We start from the raw sequence: 22002 nt of genomic DNA, 5'->3' as shown, positions 1-22002 counted from the left end.
GATCAGACTTCGGAGGCTCCTGTCTCGTCGACGCGCCACTCGACGACGTACTGGCCGCGTTCGGTCCGGTCCGCGATGCCGGTGGCCGCAGAGAGGTCCGCCCGGTCCTCCATCTTGACCCAGAAGTCGGCGGCCTGGTCGGAGGTGAGCTCGGAGCGGACGGCGTCCGTGAGCTTGTCGGGCGCATCGTCCGGGGTGGTCGCGGGTGCGACCCGTGTGGTGGCGGGTTCCGGCGGGGTCTGGGCGTTCGCCGGCCCCACCCCCGCCGCTGTCGTCGCGAGGAGCGCGACGCCGACCGAGATGGTCAGCAGTCGCCTCCCCGCCCTGTCGCGCGGTACGTGCACGGTTCCTCCTGGTGAAGTGGCCCCGGGCCCTGCCGGGGCATGACGCACCCATATCGGTGCCTGTCTCCCACTTCACTCATGAAGACGCCGGCGAACAAGGTCAAAAAAAGGTCAATTCCAGGGAGGGAAAGGGTCGGAATGAGGCCGGTGCTCACGCGTCCGCGCAGGTCGTCGCCGTTTCTCCCTCATCCCTCTTCGGCAGCCGCCACAACTTGGTCGTACTCCTCGGCGGTGAGCAGCGTGTCCGGCAGCGTCCCGCCCGGCATCTCGACGGTGAACAGCCACGCCTCGTAGGGGCCGTCGTTGATGAGCTCGGGCGCGTCGACCACGGCCTGGTTGACCTCGACGACGGTGCCCGTCACCGGCGAGTACAGGTCCGCCACCGACTTCACGGATTCGATCTCGCCGCAGGTCTGGCCGCCGGCGACCGGCGTGCCCGGCTGGGGCAGGTCGACGTAGACGATGTCCTTGAGCTGATCGACGGCCACGTGCGTGATGCCGACGCGCGCGGGCGAGGCGCCGTCGACCCACTCGTGCTCGGGGGTGTAGCGCAGGTCCTGGGGGGTGCCGCTCATGACGGGTCCTTTCGTGGGGGGTGCTCGGGGACGAGGATGGCGCCGGCCCTCACCGCCGCTCGCGCCGGAGGAACGGGAGGGGGACGACGTCCGCGGGCTGACCCCGGCCGCGGACGTCGACGGACAGGGCGGTGCCGGGCGCGGCGACGGCGGCGTCGACCAGGGCCATCGCGATCGCGTGACCGAGGGTCGGGCTGAAGATCCCGGACGTCACCGTGCCGACGACACGGGTGCCCGGATCGTCGGGCGAGGCGGGCCGCAGCACCGCGAACCCCTCGCGAAGGGGGCGGCGCGTGTCGGCGGAGAGGCCTACCAGGACGGGACTCGGCCCGTTCCCCGCCTCCTGCTCCCGGGCGGCGCGCTCCAGGGCGGCGCGCCCCGGGAAGTCCTGCGGCTTGCCCAGGGCGACCACGCGGCCCAACCCGACCTGGTACGGCATGGTCTCCGACGTCAGCTCATGGCCGCACAGGGGCATGCCGGCCTCCAGTCTCAGCGAGTCGCGGGCCGCCAGTCCGGCCGGCACCAATCCGGCCGGCCCCCCCGCCTCCATCAGCAGGTCCCAGACGCCGCCGGCCGCCTCCCAGGGGAGGAACAGCTCGAACCCGTCCTCCCCGGTGTATCCGGTGCGCGCGCAGATGGCGGGCATTCCCCCCAGGACCACCGGGACCTCGGCGTAGTAGCGGACGTCGCGCACCGGGGCGGCGGACTGCCCGTCCGCCTCCAGCGCCCGGATCAGGATGTCTTGGGCGGCCGGGCCCTGCACGGCGATGAGCGCCGTCGCGGCCGTCCGGTCCTCCACCGTCGCCTCCAGGCCGCGTGCGCCCTCGTCCATGGCGGCGACCCCCACGGCGACGTTCGCGGCGTTGGGGACGACCAGGAACTCCGAGTCCCCCAGGCGGTAGACGATGAGATCGTCGAGGATCCCGCCGGCGTGGTCGCACAGCATCGTGTACTTGGCGCGGCCGATGCGCAGGCGGGAGATGTCGCCGACGAAGGTCCGGTTGAGGGCTTCGAGGGCGCCGGGGCCGGACACCCTGACCTCGCCCATGTGGGACAGGTCGAACAGCCCGGCCCTGCTCCGCACGGCGTGGTGCTCGGCCAGCGCGGAGGAGTACTGGAGCGGCATCTCCCATCCGGCGAAGCCGGTGAAAGACGCGCCCAGCTGCCCATGCCGGCTGTGCAGGGGTGAACGCAGCATGTCAGTCCGCCTCCCCGGCCGGGCGTCCCGCCGACGAGGGCGGCGCCAGCGTGGCCACGAGGTGCCGGTCCCCCCAGGCGCCGTCGATGCGGCCGACCGGCGGCACGTACTTGTCGGCGGACATGCCCGGCAGGGGGAAGGCCGCCTGCGCGCGGGTGTAGGGCCGGTCCCAGCGGTCCGCCATGAGGACGGCCGCCGTGTGCGGCGCCTGCCGCAGGACGGACTCCCCGGCCGGCACGCGCCCGTCGATGACGTCCTGGATCTCGGCCCGGATGGCGCGCATGGCGGCGACGAACCGGTCGAGCTCGCCGAGGTCCTCGGATTCGGTGGGCTCGACCATCAGGGTCCCGGCGACGGGGAAGGCGAGCGTGGGGGCGTGGAAGCCGTAGTCGATGAGGCGCTTGGCGACGTCCTCGGCGGTGATGCCGGACTCGCGGGTGAGGGGGCGCAGGTCGAGGATGCACTCGTGGGCGACGAGCCCCCCGGCTCCGGTGTAGAGCACCGGGAAGTCCCCGGCCAGCGAGCGCGCGATGTGGTTGGCGGCCAGGACGGCTCCCCGGGTGGCGCGCGCCAGGCCGTCGGCCCCCATCAGGCGGATGTACGCCCACGAGATCGGCAGGACGCCGGCGGAGCCGAAGGTGGCGGCCGCGACCGGCGCTCCGGCCCGCGCGTCGTCTGGATCCGGGCCGGGCCGCGCCCCCGCACTGGACGCCCAGGTCGCGGGCGCCTGCGGGCCGGGCAGGAACGGCGCGAGATGCGCGGACGCGGCGACGGGGCCGACGCCGGGCCCTCCGCCGCCGTGGGGGATGCAGAAGGTCTTGTGCAGGTTGAGGTGGCTGATGTCGCCGCCGAAGCGTCCGGGCCGGGCCGCTCCGATGAGCGCGTTGAGGTTGGCGCCGTCGATGTAGACCTGCCCCCCCGCGGCGTGGACCAGGTCGCAGACCTCGCGGATCTGCGGCTCGTAGACGCCGTGGGTGGAGGGGTAGGTCACCATGATCGCCGCGACGCGGCCCGCATGGGCCTCGAGCTTCGAGCGCAGGTCCCCCAGGTCGATGGCGCCGTCGGCCGCGGTGGCGACGGCCGCGACCTCCAGGCCCGCGAGCGTCGCCGAGGCGGCGTTCGTGCCGTGGGCGCTCGCGGGGATCAGGCAGACCCGGCGCTCGGGGTGGCCCTGGGAGAGGTGGAACAGGCGGATCGCCTGAAGGCCGGTGTACTCGCCGGTGGCTCCCGAGTTCGGCTGGAGGCTGACGGCGTCGTAGCCGGAGATCTCCGCGAGCCATCGTTCGAGGTCGCGGGTGAGGCGTCGCCAGCCCCGCGTCTGGTCCGGCGGAGCGAAGGGGTGGATGCCGGCGAATCCCGGCCAGCTGATCGCCTCCATCTCGGCAGCGGCGTTGAGCTTGAGCGTGCACGAGCCCAGCGGGATCATCGTGCGGTCGAGCGCCAGGTCGCGGTCCGCCAGACGCCGGAGGTAGCGCATGAGCGAGGTCTCCGAGCGGTGCTCGTGGAACACCGGGTGCGTGAGGTACGCCGAGGCGCGTCGCAGGGCGTTTGGGATCCCGTCGAGGGCGTCCCCCTCCTCCGGGGGGAGCGGGCCGCTCCCGCTGCGCGGGCGGTCCGGCTCCGCCCCGGCGTCCGCTCCGAACGCCCGCAGGACGACGTCGATGTCGTCCCCGGTGGTCGTCTCGTCGGCGGAGACGGACACGGTTCTCGCGTCGACGCGCCGGATGTTGACGCCGCCGCGGGCAGCGGCCCCGACGACGGAGTCGGCGGCGGCCTCGTCGGGCAGGGCGACGCGGACGGTGTCGAAGAAGGCGTCGTGGGCGGGGCTGATCCCGGCGGCGGAGAGTCGGCCGGCCAGCCGGCGGGCGTGGGCGTGCGCGCGTCCGGCGATGGCGCGCAGGCCCTCCGGCCCGTGGTGGACGGCGAAGAGCGCCGCGACGATGGCCAGCAGAGCCTGGGCCGTGCAGATGTTCGAGGTCGCCCGCTCGCGGCGGATGTGCTGCTCGCGGGTCTGCAGGGCCAGGCGGTAGGCGGGCGCCCCGGCGTCGTCGTGGCTGAGTCCCACCAGGCGCCCCGGCAGCTGCCGGGTGAGCGCGTCGGTCACCGCCATGTAGGCGGCGTGCGGACCGCCGAAGAACAGGGGCACGCCGAAGCGCTGGGTGGAGCCCACCGCGATGTCGGCGCCCTGGTCTCCCGGCGGGGAGAGGAGGGTGAGGGAGAGGATGTCCGCGATGACGGTGGCCAATGCCCCGCGCTCGTGGGCCCGGGCGATGAGCGGCCGCCAGTCGGTGAGCCGTCCGGAGTCGCCTGGCTGCTGGACGATGACTCCGGCCAGGGGGCGGTTCGCGGCGGGGGAGGGCTCGTCGGCCAGGGCGGCGTCGAGCCCGGCGGACAGATCGGCCTCCACCAGGGTGACGCCCGCGGCACGCGCCCGTCCGCGCAGGACGGCCAGCGTCTGGGGGTAGACGTCGGTGTCGACCAGGACGACGGGGTCGGCGCCGCCGCGCGGGGCCCGCGCCGCCGCCCGCCTCATGAGGAGCATCGCCTCGGCGGCGGCCGAGGACTCGTCCAGCAGGGAGGCGTTGGCGACCGGGAGCCCCGTGAGGTCGGCGACCATCGTCTGGAAGACCATGAGGACCTCCAGGCGGCCTTGCGAGATCTCGGGTTGGTAGGGCGTGTAAGCGGTGTACCACGCGGGGTTCTCGAGGACGTTCCTGCGGATGACGGCCGGCGTGACGGTGTCGAAGAAGCCCTGTCCGATCATCTGGCGCATCGGCGTGTTCTGCGCGGCGAGGTCCCGCAGCTCCGCCAGGACCCGCTGTTCGGAGGCCGGTTCCGGGATTGACGAGGGCGGCTCCCCGGCTCGCGCTCCGACCGGCTCGTCGCGGATCGACGCCGGGACGGCGGCGTCCATCAGCGCCTCCAAGGAGTCCACGCCGATGCGCGTCAGCGCGCGGGCCAGATCCGCCTCCGAGGTGATGCCGACATGACGAGGGACAAAGCCTGCGTGATCCATCCATCTCCTCCTGGTCACGGTGGGTCTGGCGCCGGTGAAGCATGGTCGGAGGCCGTTGATGTGGCCTCCGCCACCACTCTACGTCCCTCCGGGAGATTCTTGGGACGTTCGTCCGTCGTCCCGGGCCTTTCGGCGCCGAGCGTTCCGGTTCTCCCAGCCGAACCGTGTCTTTCTTGCCGGACCGTGGAGTTCTCACCGATATGAAGCGATAGATCGCTTCGGTTCGATGCGACGGCCACGGTTCGGCGCGTGATCCGCGTGGCGCCCTCGCCCCCGGCGGGCCCGCGCGAGCGATCCTCCCCATCCCCATCCGCTCCCCCGGCACCGCCCCGGCTGTTCCCGGTCTCCGGGATCGTCCACAGGAGGGCGGGCCCATTTCACCGCCGTCCACAATCGGCGCTCGGGCCTCTGGCCCGCGCGCCCGCAGTCCGCGAGGCTCGCGCCATGAGGACCACGACCAGCGAGATCATCACCGTCGACTCGGGCAGCAGGAACAGGGTCGTCCGTTCCCCCGACCATGTCCGGATCAAGAGGGGCAGATTCCTGCGGCTGAGCCCCGAGGACGTGACGTCCAAGCCCTGGGAGTCCCGGCGGCGCGTTGCGGAGGCGAGGATCCTGGCCGTGGCGCAGACCTGCGCGCAGCCGCTCGTCTTCACGCTGTATTCGGCCCTGGCGTTGTGGGGGATCGAAGGGTGGGTCGACAACCCGGATGTGACCTTCCGCTGCGAGCAGCGATATGCGGGCTCCCGGCTCCCCAGGGTCCGCGTCGGCCGGGCGGATGTGACCGGCGTGCTCGTCCGCCAGACTTGGATGGCGCGCTGGACGGGCCGGCGCTTCCGGCGCGGCGACCTCTGGTTCGATTCCCTGGAGGACACCGCTCTGCTCTTCGCGTGCACCCGCCATCCGCTGGAGGCGTTCGTCGCGGTGTGCGGAATCCTCCGGAGGCTCACGGGCCTCGACAGATGGGCGCTGCGGACCTCGCCGGACGCCGACGGCCCCATCCGTGAGCGGCTCCTGGCCGTGCTAGACGGCAGGCCGGGAACGCGGGGCATCCGGACGGCGCGGCGGATCCTGAGGTTTGCCAGCGCCCAATGCGAAGGCGTGGGGGAACGCGCCTTCCTGTGGGTCCTCCTGTCGGTCTGTCCGGAGATGCCGCAACTCCAGCACGAGGTCGTCGTCAACGGCACCCGCCGCTTCATCGACTTCGCTTTCCCGGCGCTGAGGATCGCCCTGGAATTCGACGGGATGGGTAAACTCGGGGACACCGAAGCAGAGATCGTGAGGAACCGTCGCCGCATGTTCTCCCGGGACCAGGACCTGGTCCGGGCCGGGTGGAAGGTCTTCCATTTCACCTGGGATGACTTCGCGGACTTCGAGGTGCTGCGTGCCCGCCTAGTCGAGTTGCTCGGGTGGGGCGGCGCCGTCGTCGATCCTCAGCGTCGCGGACTTTGGCGGCCTGTGCCTCCAGCTGTCGGCGCGCGCGACCGGAGGGCGTGAACGGGCATGCGACCTGCGTTGCCGCACCGAACCGTGGGCGAGTCGTCGAACCGGAGCGATCTGGCGCTTCCGGTCGGGATGTCCACGGTTCGGCGCGGAGGGGCCCTCAGAGGTTCAGTTGGATCGCCCGTCCGGGGACGGCGTCGATGAGCTCGCGCGTGTAGTCCTGGACGGGGTGGTCGAAGAGCCGGTCGCTGGGCGCGGCCTCGACCAGCCTGCCGTGCTCCATGACCACCACGTCGTCGGCGATCTGGCGGACGACCGCCAGATCGTGCGTGATGAACAGGTAGGACAGCTTGAACTGGGCCTGAAGGTCATTGAGCAGGTAGAGGATCTGGTTCTGGACCAGCACGTCCAGAGCCGAGACGGCCTCGTCCAGGACGATGACCTCGGGATTGAGGGCCAGGGCGCGGGCCACGGCGACGCGCTGGCGCTGCCCGCCGGAGAGCTCGTTGGGGTAGCGCCGCATGGTCGAGCGCGGCAGCGCGACGAGGTCCAGGAGCTCCTCGACGCGCGACTGGCGCTCCTTCTTCGACCCGATGCCGTGGACGCGCAGAGGCTCCTCGATGACGCGGTAGATCGAGTACTGCGGGTCCAAGGACCCGTACGGGTTCTGGAAGACGACCTGGAGCTTGCGGCGCAGGGCGAAGAGCTGCTTCTCCGTGTAGGCCGTCGTGTCCTCGCCGTCGTAGAAGACCCTGCCCGACGTGGGCTCCAGGAGGTGGAGCACCATGTTGGCCACGGTCGACTTTCCGGAGCCGGACTCGCCGACCAGGGCGAGCGTGGTGCCCTGGCGCAGCGCGAAGGAGACGTCGTCGACGGCGAGCAGCGTCTTGGCCTCGCCCTTCGTGCCCCGGACGTCGAACTCCTTGGTGAGGTGCTCGACGCGGACGATCTCCTTCGTCGAGATCGAGCCCAGCCCGGAGCCCGTGAGCTCCTCGTCGGTGACCTGGATGCCGTGGGCGTGGGCGGACTCGATGCGGGCGGAGGCCAGCGACGGGGCCGCCGACACGAGGCGCTTCGTGTAGGGGTGCTGGGGATGCTGGAGGATCTCCAGGGCGGGCCCGGACTCGACGATGCGGCCGCGGTGCATGACGACCAGCTGCTCCGCGCGCTCGGCGGCCAGCCCCAGGTCGTGGGTGATGAACAGGACGGCCGTGCCCAGCTCGGCGGTCATCGTCGCCAGGTGGTCGAGGATGCGCCGCTGGACGGTGACGTCCAGCGCCGAGGTCGGCTCATCGGCGATGAGCAGCTTCGGATGGGCCGCCAGGCCGATGGCGATGAGGACGCGCTGGCGCATGCCGCCGGAGAACTCGTGCGGGTACTGCTTGACGCGGTTCTCGGCCTCGGGCAGACCGGCCTCCTCGAGCAGCGTGGCCACGCGCGCCCCCACCTCGGAGCGCGGCACCACGTTGTTCGCGGTGAGCGCCTCCTTGACCTGGGTGCCGATGCGCTGGACCGGATTGAGGTTCGTCATCGGGTCCTGCGGGACCAGGCCGATGCCGGATCCGCGCAGCTCCACCCACTGCTTGGTGGTCAGGTGCGTGATGTCGCGTCCGTCGAACTCGATGGTGCCGCCGGTGATGCGGCCGGTGCCGGGCAGCAGCCCGATGACGGCGGCGGCCGTCGTGGACTTGCCCGAGCCTGACTCGCCGACGATCGCGACCGTCTGCCCGGGGTAGACGGTGAGGTTCGCCCCGCGCACCGCGGGGACCATCCCGGTCGAGGACTGGAAGGCGACCTCCAGGTCGGTGATCCGCAGGAGCGGGTTCGCGTCGTCCGGGTGGTCGACCTCGTCCGAGGCGGAGGCGCCGCCCAGGACGGCGCGGGTGACCGCCTGCTCCACGTCGTGATCGGAAGCGGGAGGGGTGGTGGAATCGTGTGGATCAGTCACTGGTTGCGTGCCTTCGGATCAAGGGCTTCGCGGACGGCGTCGCCCATCATGATGAAGCTGAGGACGGTGAGCGCCAGCGCCAGGGCCGGGTAGAACAGGACCATGGGCTGGGATCGCAGCGACGCCTGCGCCTGCTGGATGTCCCCGCCCCAGCTGACGATCGTCGAGGGGAGCCCGATGCCCATGAAGGACAGGGTCGCCTCCGCGACGATGAAGGTGCCCAGCGCGACGGTGGCGTACACGATGATCGGGGCCATCGAATTCGGCAGGATGTGGCTGGCCAGGATCCGCCAGGTCGACGCACCCGTCGCACGGGCCGCGGTGACGAATTCCTCGTTCTTCGCGCTCATCACGGCGCCGCGTGTGATACGAGCGATCTGCGTCCATCCGAACGCGGAGAGCACCACCACGACCATGATGACGTTGCGGTGGTCCTTGAACATCTGCATGAACACGATGGCGGCCAGCAGCAGCGGCACCGCGAAGAAGATGTCCGTGATGCGGGAGAGCAGGGCGTCGAGCCAGCCGCCGAAATAGCCCGCCAGCGACCCGATGATCCCGCCGATCAGGACGACGGCGACGGTCGAGAGCACGCCGACGGACACGGAGGCGCGGGCGCCGAAGACCACGCGGGAGTAGATGTCGCATCCCTGGCGGTCGAACCCGAAGGGGTGGCCGTCGGTCGGGCCCTTGAGCGAGTTCTGGAGCTCGCAGAAACGGGGGTCGACGGAGGTGAAGAGGTGGGGGAACAGGGCGACGAGGATCGCGACCACCATGATGACGGCGGAGACCCAGAAGAGCGGACGCTTGCGCAGGCTCTTCCATGCCTCCCCCCACATCGAGGAGGGGGCGGACTCGTCGGCGACGGCGTCGACGGCGCCGAGGCCGGTCTCGTCTGTGTCGGAGACGAAATGGGCCTGCCCCTTGCGGGTGCGGGCGATGTTCGCGGAGGGGATGTACTCACTCATAGCGGATCCTCGGGTCGAGCCAGGCGTAGAGCAGGTCGACGACCAGGTTGGCGAAGATGTAGACCAAGACCAGGACGGTCGTGATGGAGACGACGGTGGCGGGCTCCCCCTTGAGGATGGACTGCCACAGAGCGTTGCCGATGCCGGGGACGTTGAAGATACCCTCGGTGACGATCGCGCCGCCCATGAGGGCTCCGAGGTCGCCTCCGAGGAAGGTGACGACGGGGATCAGCGAGTTGCGCAGCACGTGGTGCTGCATGACGGACCCGCCGGTCATGCCCTTGGCGCGGGCCGTACGGACGAAGTCGGCGTTGACATGCTCCGAGATCGACTGGCGAGTGAGCCTGAGGACGTACGCCAGGGACTGGGCGCCCAGCACGAAGGCCGGTAACGTCAGGGACTTCAGCGAGACGTGGGCGCCGACCGTGGTGGGGAAGATCCCCCACTTGACGCCGAAGAGGAACTGCAGGACGAAGCCGATCACGAAGGTCGGCACCGAGATGACGACCAGGGAGACCACCAGGACGGTGGAGTCGAAGATCCCGCCGCGGCGGACGCCGGCGACGACGCCGGCGGCGATGCCCAGGACGGCCTCGATGATGATGGCGTAGATGGCCAGGCGGATGGTGACCGGGAAGGCGCGGCCCATGACGGCGCTGACCGGCTGGCCGGAGAAGGTGGTGCCGAAGTCGAGGGTGACGACGCCCTTGAGATAGAGCAGGTACTGGAGCCAGAACGGCTTGTCCAGGTTGTACTCCGCGCGGATCCTGGCAGCGGCATCGGCGGTCACGCCGCGATCGCCGCCGAGGGCGGCCACTGGGTCGCCGGGCATCAGGTACACCATCGCGAAGATCAGGAACGTGGCTCCGAAGAAGACCGGGATGGTCTGGAGGAGCCGCCGTCCGATGTATCGGAGCATGGATGATTCCTTATGGGGAGGGACAGTGCGCGGCCGGGCCCGTCACCGTCCCGGTGGATCGCACCTGGAGCAGGTGAACGCGTCGGTTCGCGTTCGCAGCCGTGGGGATCGCCTGTGCCCAGGTTGCGGGCATTGACGAGGTCGCCGCCCGGTGGGCGGCCCACAGCTGCAGCCTAGGGTAAACGAGTCGCAAACGAGTTGTCACGCGGGACCTTGGATCTGGATGCGACACCACACCCGGACGCGACTGTGGCGGGCGGGTCCCGGAGACCCGCCCGCCACAGTGCGCGGTGACGCGTTCAGCGATCAGCCAGAGGTCACTCGGCCTTGGTGATCTCGTAGTACAGCGGCACGGAGTTCCAGCCGAACTCCACGTTGTCGACCAGCGTCGAGTACCCGCCCGTCACGTTCGAGTACCACAGCGGGATGGCCGGAAGATCCTTGAACAGGACCTCCTGGGCCTGGTCGAGCAGGCTGCTGGCCTCATCGGCCGAGGGAGCCGCAGCCGCCTGGCTGAGCAGCGAGTCGAAGTCGGCGTTGGAGTAGTCGCCGTCGTTCGAGCCCGCGCCCGTGCCGTACAGCGGGGCGAGGAAGTTGTACTTGCCCGGGTAGTCGGCCTGCCAGCCCGTGCGGAACGCGCCGGTGATGGTGCGGCCGGTGACGTCGGTGCGCAGCGACTTGAAGTCGGGGTAGGGGTTGCCCTGCGCCGTGATGCCGAGCGTGTTCGAGATGGAGTTCGCCACGGCGTCGACCCATGCCTGGTGCCCGCCGTCGGAGTTGTAGCCGATGGTGAACGTGCCGTCATAGGGCGAGATCGCGTCGGCCTGGGCCCACAGCTCCTTCGCCTTGTCCGGGTCGTAGGTGAGGACCTCGCTGCCCGGGATGGCGTCGTTGTAGCCGTCGACGACGGGGGACGTGAAGTCCTTGGCCGGCGTGCGCGTGCCCTGGAAGATCGTCTCCGTGATCTGGTCGCGGTCGATGGCGTAGGAGATCGCCTCGCGGCGGAGGCGCCCCTCGTCGTCCATTCCGAAGTGCTCAAGCGTCGTCGGGATGGTGAAGGACTGGAAGATCGCGGCAGGCTGGTTGACCGAGCGGCCGTCGAGGTCCGTCTCGAAGGTGCCGAACGCCGAGTCCGGCACGGCGTCGAGGACGTCGAGGTTGTCCGAGAGGAGGTCGTTGTAGGCCGCGTCCTGCGTGGTGTAGAAGACCAGCGTCACGCCGCCGTTCTGCGCCGTGCGGTCGCCCGTGTACTCGGGGTTCGGGATCAGGTCGATCTGGACGTTGTGCTGCCAGCCGCCGTCGGCCACCATGTACGGGCCGTTGCCCACGGGGTTCTCGCCGCCGGTCTCGGGATCGGCCAGCGTGGAGTCGGGGAGCGGGTAGAACGCGGAGTAGCCCAGACGCGAGCCGAAGTCGGACTCAGCCTGCTTGAGCTTGACCGTGAAGGTGTAGTCATCGACCACGTTGAGGCCGGTGAGGTCGCCGGAGCCCTCGTCGTCCGCGCCCTCGATGGGGGAGAAGAAGTAGGCGGACAGATCGGCGTTCTTCGCGCCGGCCTTCCACGCGTCGACGAAGTTGTGCGCCTTGACCTCGGTGCCGTCGGAGAACTTCTGCCCCTGCTTGAGGGTGATCGTCCACGTGATGTTGTCGTCCGTGTCGATCGACTCGGCCATCTCGTTGTGGGCCGCGCCGTCGGCGTCGTAGTACACGAGGCCCGCGAAGATCAGGTCGAGGATCTTGCCGCCGCCGACCTCGTTGGTGTTGGTCGGGATCAGCGGGTTCTGCGGCTCGGAGCTGTTGCCGGTGACGATGCCGGTGGACGCTGCGGTGGAGCCCGACGCGCTCGCGTCGCCGGACGCGGACTGTTCGTCGCCGCCGCCACTGGAGCACGCGGTCAGCGACAGGGCGAGGACGGCTGGAACAGCCAGCCAGGACCTCTTGAACTTCATGGTGCCTCCTGGGACACGGGTGGGATTTGACCTCTGGGGAGAACCACCAGATGTGCTGTGGACTTTACTGGGCTCGGCTGTGCCGATGCCCACGAGGTTCACCATATGAGCGTTACATTCAGGTAACGATCTCATAAATCCACCGAGATATACGCCTCGTCCGTCAACAGGATGAACCCTGCGACCTGCGCGAACAGGCATGTTTGCTTTCGTGGGCGCCGGCGCCTGGGCTAATGTGTCGTGTCGTGGGTGCCCGCCGCCTCGGGCCCCATGGGCAGGCGCCCGGTCTTCGGATCGGGCGCCTTCCCCGTTCCCGGGGATGTCTCCGGGAGTAGGAGTAGTCGGGGAGCAGCGTCCGGGGAAACGGAGCCGGCCGGCCCGCTCCGTGGGAGCGGGCCGGCCGGGCTCGGGGCCGATGCGGGGTCAGGATGTGGAACGGCGCCGCGAGGCGCGGGCGGCCGTGCCGCCGGCGAGGACCAGCATCAGGGCGAGCGGGGCGGCGGCCTGGAGGCCGGCTCCGGTGTCGGCGAGCTTCCCGGGGGCCTGCGCCGCGACCGTCTCGGTCGGCGTCTGGGATGCGGGAGCGGTCGGAGCGGGGGAGGTCGGGGCGGCCGATCCCTGTGAGTGCGTGGGTTCCGGCTGCTCCGTGACGACGGAGGCGGCCGGCTGGCCGGGTTCAACGCTGATGACGGCGCCCGTGACGTCCAGGGTGACCTTCGAGCTGGTCGCGGCCGCCAGATCGAGGCGCTGCCAGCCGTCGGAGGAGGAGTCCAGCGGGAAGCCCGAGTCGATCTCGGTCGCGGCCAGGACGGCGGCGCGCTGCTCGCCGGTCAGCGTCGGGAAGGCGGTGACCAGGAGGCTCTCCGCGCCGGCCGGAACGCGGGCGGCTTGGCCGGAGGTCCCGACCTGACCAAACCCGTAGGTCATGCGCGCCCGGTAGGCCGCGAGCGCCGAGGCGCGGTCTGTGACGGGGGCGGCGGACACCGCGTCGGTGAAGGCGTTCGTGTACCCGCCGGCGTCGTTCGCTCCGAGGGAATCGAGGCACGCCTCGAGCGTGTCGCCGTGTCCGTCCTCCGCGCAGCGCTCGGTCAGGTACTCTGCCAGCTCCTGATGGGCGGGTTCGATCTCCGAGGCCACGTAGTCGTCGTCGGAGAGCAGGTGGGACACGCCGGCCTCGGACGAGCGGGTGATGATCTCGGGAGCGAGCTGCGGCATCAGTGCCGCCAGGGCGAAGCCGACGGAGTAGGCGTAGGTCGTGTGCCCTGACGGGAAGGCCTGCGAGACGCCGTCGATCATGCTCTGGTAGGAGGCGGTGTGTGTCTTCCCGGTCGCGGGATCGGTCCAGTCCGGGATCTCGGCGATCCCGAGATTCGCCTGGAGCCCATCGAGGTCGTTCTCCCCGCCCAGGGAGCGGTCGTCGAGGAACGGTCGGGGGAAGTTGTAGTGGGGCTTGGTCTCTCCGGTTCCGGCCTGCGCCCCGAAGGAGTCGATGACGCCGGTGGTCAGGGGGAGGGAGCCGTCGGCGACGCCCTCGGAGAAGTACGCGCCGAGGACGGGGCCCAGCGCGTCGGGAAGCGTCTGCTTCCAGTCGTAGTCGGCGTCGATCAGGGCCCGGTGGAACTGGGTCTCGTCGGCCGCACCGGCGTGGTTGATCGCGACCAGGATGTCGTCGTTCGCGCCGAGCATGACGGGGTCGACGACGTCCCCGCGGAACCCCGTGCTCGGATCCGCCTTGTCGTAGGGGAAGGGCGTCCAGTAGTCATCGTACTCGTTCATCAGGGCGATGGGGTCGGGCGCGGGAGCCGTCGGCGCCGCGAGGGTGGGGAGGGCCCCGAGCGTCGCGAGTACGGATGCCGAGGCGGCACCGGCGATGAGCAGGCGCCTCTTGTGCGCACGTGGTGACATCTGAATCTTCTTTCTCTCGCCCCGCTGACCAGGATTCCCTCGACGCGAACGCGGTCCGGAACGGGGTCGCGCACTGCCGCGGGAAGGCGCTGGAACGGATCCGGCGTCATACCGGGGGAGCCGGCGATGACCCTACGGATCCCGGCTGTCACAGGGGTGAACGCCGGTGGACAGGTTTCCCTGAGAATCGCGAATGGACAGTGCCTTTCTCGTCCCCATCGACGAGGGTGGCGCCGGTCAGCTCCCACACCTGCGGCGGTACTCCGACGGCGTCATGCCGATCTCCTTGAGGAACCTCCTGTGGAAGTTCGAGCCGTTGGCATACCCGCATTCGTACTGGATCTGCGAGACCGGCAGGTCCGTCGAGGCCAGCAGGTGGCAGCCGCGGGAGATTCGCAGGCGCCGGACCAGCGTCGAGGAGGTCACCCCCGAGTGCCGGTGGAAGAATCGACTGAATGCCGACTCGCTCATCCCCGCCAAGGAGGCCGCCTCGCCCAGTGAGCCCAGACCGAGCTTGCTCTCGACACCGATCCAGCGACCGTCGTCAGCCTCGACGACTGCGTCGAACTCGTCGCGGGCGCGCATGCCCCGATGGTGGAAGACCCCTCGGGCGCCCATGGCCTGGGCGCACACGCGGAGGTCGTGGACCACCTGCGACTCGACGAGGGATCCCGTCCATGCCGTGAACTAACAGCAGGCGGGTGGGCAAATCCGCTTCTTTCTCGTGGACTTGTTCCCCGGAACCTCTTAAGCCTCTCCACTTTTTACGCCCGGAGCCGGGTGTACCGGGGAGCCGGTGACGCCCAGAGGGGATGTCGACGCCGACATCGGCCGTGAGAACCCGTTTTCATGCGGTGAGCCCCGCCCTCGGCGTCGCCGGACGCCGCGACCCCCGCCCTCGGGTCGACGAGGTGGGGTCTCGGCGGGGGATCTGGCGAGTTCCCGGACATGACGGCGCCGAGGTCACAGCTCGCCGCCCCCTCGGCGGCCGGCGGCTCGGCCGGGACCGATCTCGCGTCAGCGTTCGAACACCGCCCCGACGTCCGGGTTCTTCTGGATGTAGCCGTCCAGCACCCGCTTCGCGACGTTGACGGAGTCCACCAGCGGGTGGCTGGCCAGTGCCCGCCAGGCCAGTTCCCGGCGTCCGGTGAAGGCCGCCTCGATGACCAGCTCCTCGCAGGCCTTCACGGATGTCACCAGGCCCAGCTCCGGTCCCGACAGCGCACCGACTCTGCGGGGGTGGACGCCGTCGGCGTCGACGAGGCAGGGGACCTCGACCACCGCGTCCTCGCGCAGCTGGGGGATCAGCAGCGCGCCCGTCCCGGCGCCGTCCGGACCCGCCCCGCCGGCATCGGAGTTCGCGACGTCCAGGATCATCCGGGCCGGCGTCCCCGTCGAGATCGCCGTCATGAGGTCCAGGGCGACCTGCTGGTATCCGCCACCGGCGATGTCCTCCTCGCGGCGCCCGGCGCGCTCCTCCTCGGAACGCGACTCCGCCATGTACGTCGCTTCGCGCTCGTCGTGCGTGGCCGTCCACAACTCACCGGCTCGCTCGGGCGCTGCCGCGGCCTCGCGGTAGAAGGCTCCCTGCTGCTGGTCGAGGAACTCCCCGCGGGTCTGGGCCTCCTCGCGGATGCGCGCCACCGACTCCCGGTTGAGGTAGTAGTAGAACAGGTACTCGTTGGGCAGCATCCCCAGCGTCCGGATCCAGTCCACCCCGATCGCGCGGGCCTCCTCGATGTGATCGAGCAGCGAATCGTCCCCGATCAGCGCCGGAAGACGGTCGCTGCCGTCGACGGTCAGGGACCGCAGCCAGCCCAAGTGGTTGAGTCCGACATAGTCGAAGTCGAGGCCCGCTCCGCCCTCGCCCCCGGCGGGGCCCCCCGGCACCTCCGAGATCCGCGCCGGATCCAGGCCGAGCGCCGCGGAAGAACGCCTGACCAGGCCGATCGGAGTGTCGCAGATCCCCACGACGCGCTCTCCGAGCACGGTGCGCATCGCCTGGGTGATGATTCCCGCCGGGTTCGTGAAGTTGATGACCCAGGCCCCGGGAGCCACCTCGCGCACGGCGCGCGCCAGCTCCATCGCCGCTGGGATCGTGCGGAACGCGAAGGCGTAGCCGCCCGCCCCGACCGTCTCCTGGCCCAGTACGCCCTGGGCCAGCGCGACGCGCTCGTCGAGGACGCGCCCGCATGTCCCGCCCACTCGGAACGCGGAGAAGACGAAGTCGGCGCCGCGAAGAGCGGTGCGCAGCTCGGTCGTGGCCGTGACGCGCGGGGAAGACGGGAACGCGAGATCGCGCAGGACCGCCCGCATGGTGTCCAGCCGCGCGGTCGAGACGTCATGCAGACAGACTTCGTCGACGACGAGCCCCGGATGGGAGCCCGTGCCGGTCCGGGCCTGGGAGAGAACCTCCACGATCTGGGGGACGCGGAACCCGCCCCCGCCGACGATGACCAGTTTCATGCCTGCACCACTTTCGTTGAATCCGCGCCCCCGGCCGGGACGCCCCAGGTGTCCGCGAGGTCCGGGGCGTCCATGACGTCCAGAGTGTCCAACGGCGCCGTGCGCGCGGCAGGCGCCGTGGTGATGACGGCTCGCAGGTCGCCCACCGAGCACACCGGCAGCAGACCCGAGCCCGGGAACTTGTCCGAGCTGGCCACCAGGCACGTGCGCTCGGAATTCGCGAGGATCGCCCGCTTGACGGGCACCTCGATGCCGGTGGTGTCCATGACCGTCCCATCGGGCAGCACGCCCGACGTGCCGATGAACGCGATGTCCGCGCGGAGCTGCGACAGGGCGTGCTCGGTGAGCGAGCCGACCATCGACAGGTAAGAGGGGCGCACCACGCCCCCCAGGATGATGAGCTCGACCTGGCGGTCGTCGCGCAACTCGTCGACGACCGCCAGGGACGCGGTCACCACGGTGATGGCGCGCCCGCGCAGGTGCCGGGCCACCGCGGCTCCGGTGGTCCCGATGTCGATGAGCACGATGTCGCGGTCGCGCACCAGCGCGGAGGCGGCCCGGCCGATGCGGTCCTTCTCCTCCGAAGCCCGCGCCGCCACATGGGCGAAGGGCTGATCGTCGACCTCGGGCGCGCCTCCCCCGCGGACCCGGCGCAGCTTCCCCTGGCGGTCCAGGTCGTTGAGGTCGCGTCGGATCGTCGACTCGGAGACGTCCAGGCGGGTGGCGAGGTCGGCGACGGTGGCTCCGCGCCCCTCCCTCACGAGGGAGAGGATCGTCGAGCGTCGCTGTTGGGCCAACATGGAGTCAATCCTACCGGATCGGCCACCAATTTCGAGCAGAAGCGCGCACAAATGCGCACGCGTCGCGTAGAGTGGGCCATGTCACGTGGCTCGCGCCACGTCGGACACCTCGCACAGAGTGACCGCAATGGGGAGGAGGCGAGGGCGATGAGCGATTCCGGCCAGATCGCGGGCGGCGGCGCGTGGGGGGACCCCCGCGGAGCCGGAGCGGCTAAAGTGCCCTCCGACATGCGCATCTACATCGCTGGCCCGGTCTTCCTCGACGTCGTCATGAGTGGTCTCGCTCACGCTCCGGTCCCCGGCGAGGAGCAGTGGGTGCCCCACTGCGACCTCATGCCCGGCGGTTCCGCCAACCAGGCGGTCGCCTGCGCCCGGCTCGGGTTGCCGGCCTCGCTCATCGCGTTCCTGGGAATGGACGGCGCGGGCGGGCTGGTCCGCTCACGGCTCCTTGACGAGGGCGTCTCCCTGGCCTTCTCGACGGACATCCCCCGGCAGTCGGTCACCACCTCGTTGTTCTTCGACGGCGATCGCGCGATGACGACCTTCGGGACGGACGCCGTGCCGGGCCTAGCCGGTCTGGAGGCTCCGGCCGCCCTGCTCGCGGACCTGCGGGCGCTCGCGGACAACCGCGGCGCCGTGCACTCGTGGCGTGCGGGGGGGCGCGGGGGGACCGGCGTTCCCACCTGGGTGCTGGCGGACGCGGGCTGGGACGACTCGCAGCGATGGGACCCCATGGACCTAGAGGCGCTGGACGCGGCGGATGTCTTCGCGCCCAATGACGTCGAGGCCCGGCGCTACACGCGTCGCGACGACGTGCAGTCGGCGGCGCGCGCCCTGGCCGAGCTGGTCCCCGGCGTCGTGGTGACCTGCGGCCCCCGGGGCGTGACGGCGATCCTGGACGGCCAGGAGATCCGGCTGCCAGCCATGCCCGCGCGTGTGGTCGACACGACGGGGGCCGGTGACACCTTCTCTGCGGGGCTGGCGTGGGCGCATGCGCATGGTCTGGGTCCCCGGGCCGCGCTGAGCGCCGCCTCGCTGGCCGCCGCCTGCACGGTCGAGTCGCCGGGCGGATCAGCCTCGGCTCCGACGGCTGAGCGGCTCGCCCAATGGACGAATTTGCGCAGAGATGACATTCCCAAGGAATATGACATTCAATTCCTTGACCTGATTGAGAGGAAACGTCCATGAGAACACGCATCGCGCGATGCGCGGTCGCCGTGACGGCCGCCGTGAGCATCGCGATCCTGGGGGCCTGCGCCCCTTCGGCCGGAGGCGGCGCGGCCTCCGAGGAGTCCGGGCAGTCCGGCACCGGCGCGTCGGGCGACGTCGAGGTGTCCACCGACATCTCGGACGTCGGGGACTACACGCTCACCGTGTGGGACCAGGAGGTCCGCGGAGGCCAGAACGAGCAGATGGAGCAGCTCAACAAGGCCTTCATGGAGAAGTACCCGAACATCACGATCAACCGGGTCTCCCAGTCCTTCGACGACCTGCAGACCACCCTGCGGCTGGCGCTGACCGGGGACGACGCGCCCGACGTGGTCGAGGCCAACAACGGACGCAACATGATGGGCCAGTTCGTCGCCGCCGGCCAGCTGGTCTGCCTGGATCCCTGGGCTGAGGCCTACGGGTGGGGAGACGAATACTCCGAGTCGATCCTCCAGTACTCCTCCTACTCCTCCGACGCGACGGACTTCGGCACCGGCTGCCTCTACGGCCTCCCGCAGATGGGCGAGGCCGTCGGCATCTACTACTCGAAGGCGAAGCTCGCGCAGCTGGGCCTGGATCTGCCCACCACGTGGGAGGCCTTCGGCGACCAGCTCGGCACGATCAAGGACGCCGGCGAGACCCCGCTCATGCTCGGCAACGTCGAGAAGTGGCCGGGCCTGCAGGACTTCGGCGTGGTCCTGGGCCAGCACGCTGATGCGGAGACGGTGCGCACGCTGGGCTTCGGCAACGCCGGCGCCAGCTGGGACGCCGATGAGAACCTGGCCGCCGCCACCGAGCTGCAGGACTGGGCGAAGGCCGGATACTTCAACGACGGCTTCAACGGCGTCGACTACGACACCGTGTGGCAGGACTTCGCCCAGGGCACCGGCGCCTATCTGATCGCCGGATCGTGGCTGGCCCCCGATCTGGCGGACGCCATGGGCGACGATGTCGGCTTCGTGCTCCCGCCCAGCGCCCAGGGGATGGACAAGGCCCAGACGATCGGCGGGACGAGCCTGCCCTTCGCCGTCACCTCCGCCTCCAAGAACCCGAACGTCGCGGCCGCCTACATCGACTTCATCACGAACGCCGATGCCATGAAGGTCCTGGCGGACACGGGGAACGTGCCCGTCAACGACACGGCGACCTACGCCGCCGACCAGACGGGGGTCGTGGCGGACGTCATGAACGCCTTCGCCTCCGTGTCCACCGATGGCAACATCCTGCCGTACCTGGACTACGCGACACCGACATTCGACCAGGTCGCTGGTGACGCCGTCCAGGGACTGCTCGATCAGAAGTCCTCGCCCCAGGAATTCCTCGACACTCTCGAGCAGGCCTACACGGAGTTCACGGGACAGTGACCTCCGCCCAGCCGATCCGCTCCGCCGCCCTCCCCCTGCGACGCCGCCCGCGGCGCGCGCGAGGGGAGGCGGCGGCGCCCTCGTCCCCCAACCGGGGGAGCGGGATCTCGAAGCGACGGGGACGGGCCCTCGCCGCGGTCGCGCTGATGGCGCTGCCCCTGGCGGTGTACGGGCTGTTCATGCTCTACCCGATCGGGCGGGTCTTGGTGCTGTCGCTGTACACCTGGGACGGCCTGGGGACGGGGACCTGGGCCGGCCTGGACAACTACCGCCTGACATTCACCGATCCGCGCCTTGTCGGCGCCTTCGCCCACGCCCTCGTGCTCATCGTCTTCTATGCGGTGATCCCTCTGGCCATCGGGCTGGTCCTCGCCTCGTTGCTGGCACGCGCGAAGGTGCGCGGCATCGGGTTCTTCCGCACCGTCGTGTTCCTGCCGCAGGTCATCGCCATGGTCGTCCTGGCCATCGCGTGGCGCCAGATCTACCAGCCGAACGGGCTGCTCAACACCGTGCTCTCGTGGTTCGTGCCCGGAGAGGTCACCACGGCCTGGCTCGGGGACTACTCGACGGCTCTGGTGGCGGTCGGCCTCATCGGCACCTGGGTGAGCACGGGCCTGGTCACCGTGCTGCTGATGTCCGGTATCGCCGGGATCCCCAAGGACTACTACGAGGCCGCCACCCTGGACGGCGCCGGATGGTTTCGCCAGTTCCGGTACGTCACCGTCCCCGGGGTGCGCGCGGAGATCCTCGTGTCGCTCACGCTGACGATCATCTCCGCGCTCAAGACCTTCGACCTGGTCTACATGACGACCTCGGGCGGGCCGGGAACGTCGACGACCGTGCCGTCCTACGAGGTGTACAACCAGGCCTTCCGGCTCGGACAGGTCGGGACGGCCTCGTCCCTGGCCGTCGTCCTCACCCTGGTCATCTTCGTCATCAACCTGACCCTCAACCTGGTGGGGGAGCGTGGTCAGAAATGACCGTCTCGCGCACCGAGCGTCTCGTCAATTACGTCATCCTGGCGCTGTTCGCGGCCCAGGCGCTGGTCCCGATCCTCTACGTCCTGTGGCTGGCGCTGAGCTCGGAGCGGATCGGCGACCACTCGTGGTTCCACCCCGAGAACTTCGCCACCGCCTGGGACCAGGGGCACTTCTCCCAGTACATGCGCAACTCGATCGTCATCGCCGCCCTGGTCGTCTCCGTGGCGCTGGTGTTGTCGCTGATGAGCGGGTACGTTCTGGGCATCCTGCGCCCGAGGGGCTCTGACGTGCTCTTCTACGTGTTCCTGCTCGGGATCATGGTGCCCTCCGAGGCGATCGTGCTGCCCTTGTTCTTCGACCTGCGCAGCCTGGGGCTGACGGACACGATCTGGGCGATCGCGCTGCCCCAGATCGCGCAGTCCCTGGCCTTCGGCACGTTCTGGATGCGCGCGTTCTTCCGGGGCGTCGACCCGGCGATCCTGGAGGCGGCGCGCCTCGACGGCGCAGGGGACGCGAGGATCCTGTGGTCCATCCTCCTGCCCATCGGGCGGCCCGCCGTCGTCACCCAGGTTGTGCTCACCTTCATGTGGACATGGAACGACTTCCTCATCCCGCTGGTGATGTCGCCCTCGGGCAAGATGCGCACGGCGCCCCTGGGGCTCGCCTTCTTCCAGGGCCAGTACACCAGCGGCTCGACGCTGCTGGCGGCCGGCGCCGTGCTGGTGGCGCTCCCGATGGTGGTCCTGTACCTGCTGCTCCAGAAGCAGTTCATCTCCGGCATGACGGAAGGAGCCGTCAAGGGGTGAATGCGCCGTCGGGTCGTCGGCCGCGCATCGAGGTGGGGTCTCGGTGGCGCTTCCGGCGGATTCCTGTTCGAGACCTCGTCGAGACCACGGCTCGTCGCCCGATGGCCGCAGG

At 70.2% G+C, this 22002-nt stretch carries 17 protein-coding genes; 5 read left to right on the top strand and 12 right to left on the bottom strand.

The window, feature by feature from the left end; all coding sequences use genetic code 11:
- Window positions 1–2: 2 nt before the first annotated feature.
- The 4 genes from ACFQWG_RS10620 to gcvP form a co-directional block, all read right to left on the bottom strand.
- Window positions 3–344 (bottom strand): hypothetical protein, encoded by a 342-nt coding sequence (locus ACFQWG_RS10620; protein ID WP_380975129.1) that lies wholly within the window; start codon window positions 342–344, stop codon window positions 3–5.
- 185 nt (window positions 345–529) lie between these two features.
- The gene (gene gcvH / locus ACFQWG_RS10615; protein ID WP_380975128.1) at window positions 530–919 is read right to left on the bottom strand and encodes a glycine cleavage system protein GcvH; all 390 of its coding nucleotides are present in this window, start codon (window positions 917–919) and stop codon (window positions 530–532) included.
- Between the two features lie 49 nt (window positions 920–968).
- On the bottom strand, window positions 969–2117 hold the full coding sequence (gene gcvT, locus ACFQWG_RS10610) for a glycine cleavage system aminomethyltransferase GcvT (RefSeq protein WP_380975126.1): 1149 nt from the start codon (window positions 2115–2117) through the stop codon (window positions 969–971).
- Between the two features lies 1 nt (window position 2118).
- Window positions 2119–5133 (bottom strand): aminomethyl-transferring glycine dehydrogenase, encoded by a 3015-nt coding sequence (gene gcvP, locus ACFQWG_RS10605; protein WP_380975124.1) that lies wholly within the window; start codon window positions 5131–5133, stop codon window positions 2119–2121.
- 444 nt (window positions 5134–5577) lie between these two features.
- Here gcvP and ACFQWG_RS10600 point away from each other — a divergent pair, with 444 nt between their 5' ends.
- Complete coding sequence (locus tag ACFQWG_RS10600; RefSeq protein ID WP_380975122.1) at window positions 5578–6630, top strand: hypothetical protein; 1053 nt, start codon at window positions 5578–5580, stop codon at window positions 6628–6630.
- A gap of 106 nt (window positions 6631–6736) precedes the next feature.
- Here ACFQWG_RS10600 and ACFQWG_RS10595 read toward each other — a convergent pair whose 3' ends face one another.
- From ACFQWG_RS10595 to ACFQWG_RS10560, 8 genes are all read right to left on the bottom strand, one after another.
- Window positions 6737–8524, bottom strand: a complete 1788-nt coding sequence (locus tag ACFQWG_RS10595) for a dipeptide ABC transporter ATP-binding protein (protein ID WP_380975120.1) — start codon at window positions 8522–8524, stop codon at window positions 6737–6739.
- Window positions 8521–9492, bottom strand: a complete 972-nt coding sequence (locus tag ACFQWG_RS10590; protein ID WP_380975118.1) for an ABC transporter permease — start codon at window positions 9490–9492, stop codon at window positions 8521–8523. The genes ACFQWG_RS10595 and ACFQWG_RS10590 overlap by 4 nt, the downstream gene beginning before the upstream one ends.
- A complete protein-coding gene (locus ACFQWG_RS10585) occupies window positions 9485–10411 on the bottom strand; it encodes an ABC transporter permease (protein ID WP_380975116.1) in 927 nt (308 codons plus the stop codon). The genes ACFQWG_RS10590 and ACFQWG_RS10585 overlap by 8 nt, the downstream gene beginning before the upstream one ends.
- A 317-nt stretch (window positions 10412–10728) precedes the next feature.
- Complete coding sequence (locus ACFQWG_RS10580; protein WP_380975114.1) at window positions 10729–12360, bottom strand: peptide ABC transporter substrate-binding protein; 1632 nt, start codon at window positions 12358–12360, stop codon at window positions 10729–10731.
- A 423-nt stretch (window positions 12361–12783) separates the two neighbouring features.
- Window positions 12784–14265, bottom strand: coding sequence for a hypothetical protein (locus tag ACFQWG_RS10575; RefSeq protein ID WP_380975112.1), 1482 nt, complete (start codon window positions 14263–14265; stop codon window positions 12784–12786).
- Between the two features lie 237 nt (window positions 14266–14502).
- Window positions 14503–14916 (bottom strand): helix-turn-helix domain-containing protein, encoded by a 414-nt coding sequence (locus tag ACFQWG_RS10570; RefSeq protein WP_380975110.1) that lies wholly within the window; start codon window positions 14914–14916, stop codon window positions 14503–14505.
- Window positions 14917–15282: 366 nt separating this feature from the next.
- Complete coding sequence (locus ACFQWG_RS10565; RefSeq protein WP_380975108.1) at window positions 15283–16731, bottom strand: 6-phospho-beta-glucosidase; 1449 nt, start codon at window positions 16729–16731, stop codon at window positions 15283–15285.
- The gene (locus ACFQWG_RS10560; RefSeq protein ID WP_380975106.1) at window positions 16728–17531 is read right to left on the bottom strand and encodes a DeoR/GlpR family DNA-binding transcription regulator; all 804 of its coding nucleotides are present in this window, start codon (window positions 17529–17531) and stop codon (window positions 16728–16730) included. Before ACFQWG_RS10560 ends, ACFQWG_RS10565 begins: the two co-directional genes overlap by 4 nt.
- Before the next feature lie 147 nt (window positions 17532–17678).
- On the opposite strand from ACFQWG_RS10560, the gene ACFQWG_RS10555 reads away from it, so the two are divergent.
- The 4 genes from ACFQWG_RS10555 to ACFQWG_RS10540 are packed head-to-tail and all read left to right on the top strand — an operon-like array spanning window position 17679 to window position 21890.
- Complete coding sequence (locus ACFQWG_RS10555; RefSeq protein ID WP_291500740.1) at window positions 17679–18719, top strand: carbohydrate kinase family protein; 1041 nt, start codon at window positions 17679–17681, stop codon at window positions 18717–18719.
- Window positions 18716–20104, top strand: coding sequence for an ABC transporter substrate-binding protein (locus ACFQWG_RS10550; RefSeq protein WP_380975104.1), 1389 nt, complete (start codon window positions 18716–18718; stop codon window positions 20102–20104). The genes ACFQWG_RS10555 and ACFQWG_RS10550 overlap by 4 nt, the downstream gene beginning before the upstream one ends.
- Window positions 20101–21084 (top strand): carbohydrate ABC transporter permease, encoded by a 984-nt coding sequence (locus tag ACFQWG_RS10545; RefSeq protein WP_291500738.1) that lies wholly within the window; start codon window positions 20101–20103, stop codon window positions 21082–21084. Before ACFQWG_RS10550 ends, ACFQWG_RS10545 begins: the two co-directional genes overlap by 4 nt.
- On the top strand, window positions 21081–21890 hold the full coding sequence (locus ACFQWG_RS10540; protein WP_291500737.1) for a carbohydrate ABC transporter permease: 810 nt from the start codon (window positions 21081–21083) through the stop codon (window positions 21888–21890). The genes ACFQWG_RS10545 and ACFQWG_RS10540 overlap by 4 nt, the downstream gene beginning before the upstream one ends.
- The last annotated feature ends 112 nt before the right edge of the window (window positions 21891–22002 follow it).

This window comes from Schaalia naturae (genome assembly GCF_042665795.1).
Lineage (GTDB): Bacteria > Actinomycetota > Actinomycetes > Actinomycetales > Actinomycetaceae > Pauljensenia > Pauljensenia naturae.
This window is presented reverse-complemented; position numbering and strand designations above follow the sequence as displayed.

Bases quoted from the DNA above. Each gene is read 5' to 3' on its own strand.
- ACFQWG_RS10550 (WP_380975104.1), top strand. From the start codon at position 18,716: ATGAGAACACGCATCGCGCGATGCGCGGTCGCCGTGACGGCCGCCGTG.
- ACFQWG_RS10540 (WP_291500737.1), top strand. From the start codon at position 21,081: ATGACCGTCTCGCGCACCGAGCGTCTCGTCAATTACGTCATCCTGGCG.
- ACFQWG_RS10560 (WP_380975106.1), bottom strand. From the start codon at position 17,531: ATGTTGGCCCAACAGCGACGCTCGACGATCCTCTCCCTCGTGAGGGAG.
- ACFQWG_RS10590 (WP_380975118.1), bottom strand. From the start codon at position 9,492: ATGAGTGAGTACATCCCCTCCGCGAACATCGCCCGCACCCGCAAGGGG.
- ACFQWG_RS10575 (WP_380975112.1), bottom strand. From the start codon at position 14,265: ATGTCACCACGTGCGCACAAGAGGCGCCTGCTCATCGCCGGTGCCGCC.
- ACFQWG_RS10580 (WP_380975114.1), bottom strand. From the start codon at position 12,360: ATGAAGTTCAAGAGGTCCTGGCTGGCTGTTCCAGCCGTCCTCGCCCTG.
- gcvT (WP_380975126.1), bottom strand. From the start codon at position 2,117: ATGCTGCGTTCACCCCTGCACAGCCGGCATGGGCAGCTGGGCGCGTCT.
- gcvH (WP_380975128.1), bottom strand. From the start codon at position 919: ATGAGCGGCACCCCCCAGGACCTGCGCTACACCCCCGAGCACGAGTGG.
- gcvP (WP_380975124.1), bottom strand. From the start codon at position 5,133: ATGGATCACGCAGGCTTTGTCCCTCGTCATGTCGGCATCACCTCGGAG.
- ACFQWG_RS10565 (WP_380975108.1), bottom strand. From the start codon at position 16,731: ATGAAACTGGTCATCGTCGGCGGGGGCGGGTTCCGCGTCCCCCAGATC.
- ACFQWG_RS10585 (WP_380975116.1), bottom strand. From the start codon at position 10,411: ATGCTCCGATACATCGGACGGCGGCTCCTCCAGACCATCCCGGTCTTC.
- ACFQWG_RS10600 (WP_380975122.1), top strand. From the start codon at position 5,578: ATGAGGACCACGACCAGCGAGATCATCACCGTCGACTCGGGCAGCAGG.
- ACFQWG_RS10555 (WP_291500740.1), top strand. From the start codon at position 17,679: ATGAGCGATTCCGGCCAGATCGCGGGCGGCGGCGCGTGGGGGGACCCC.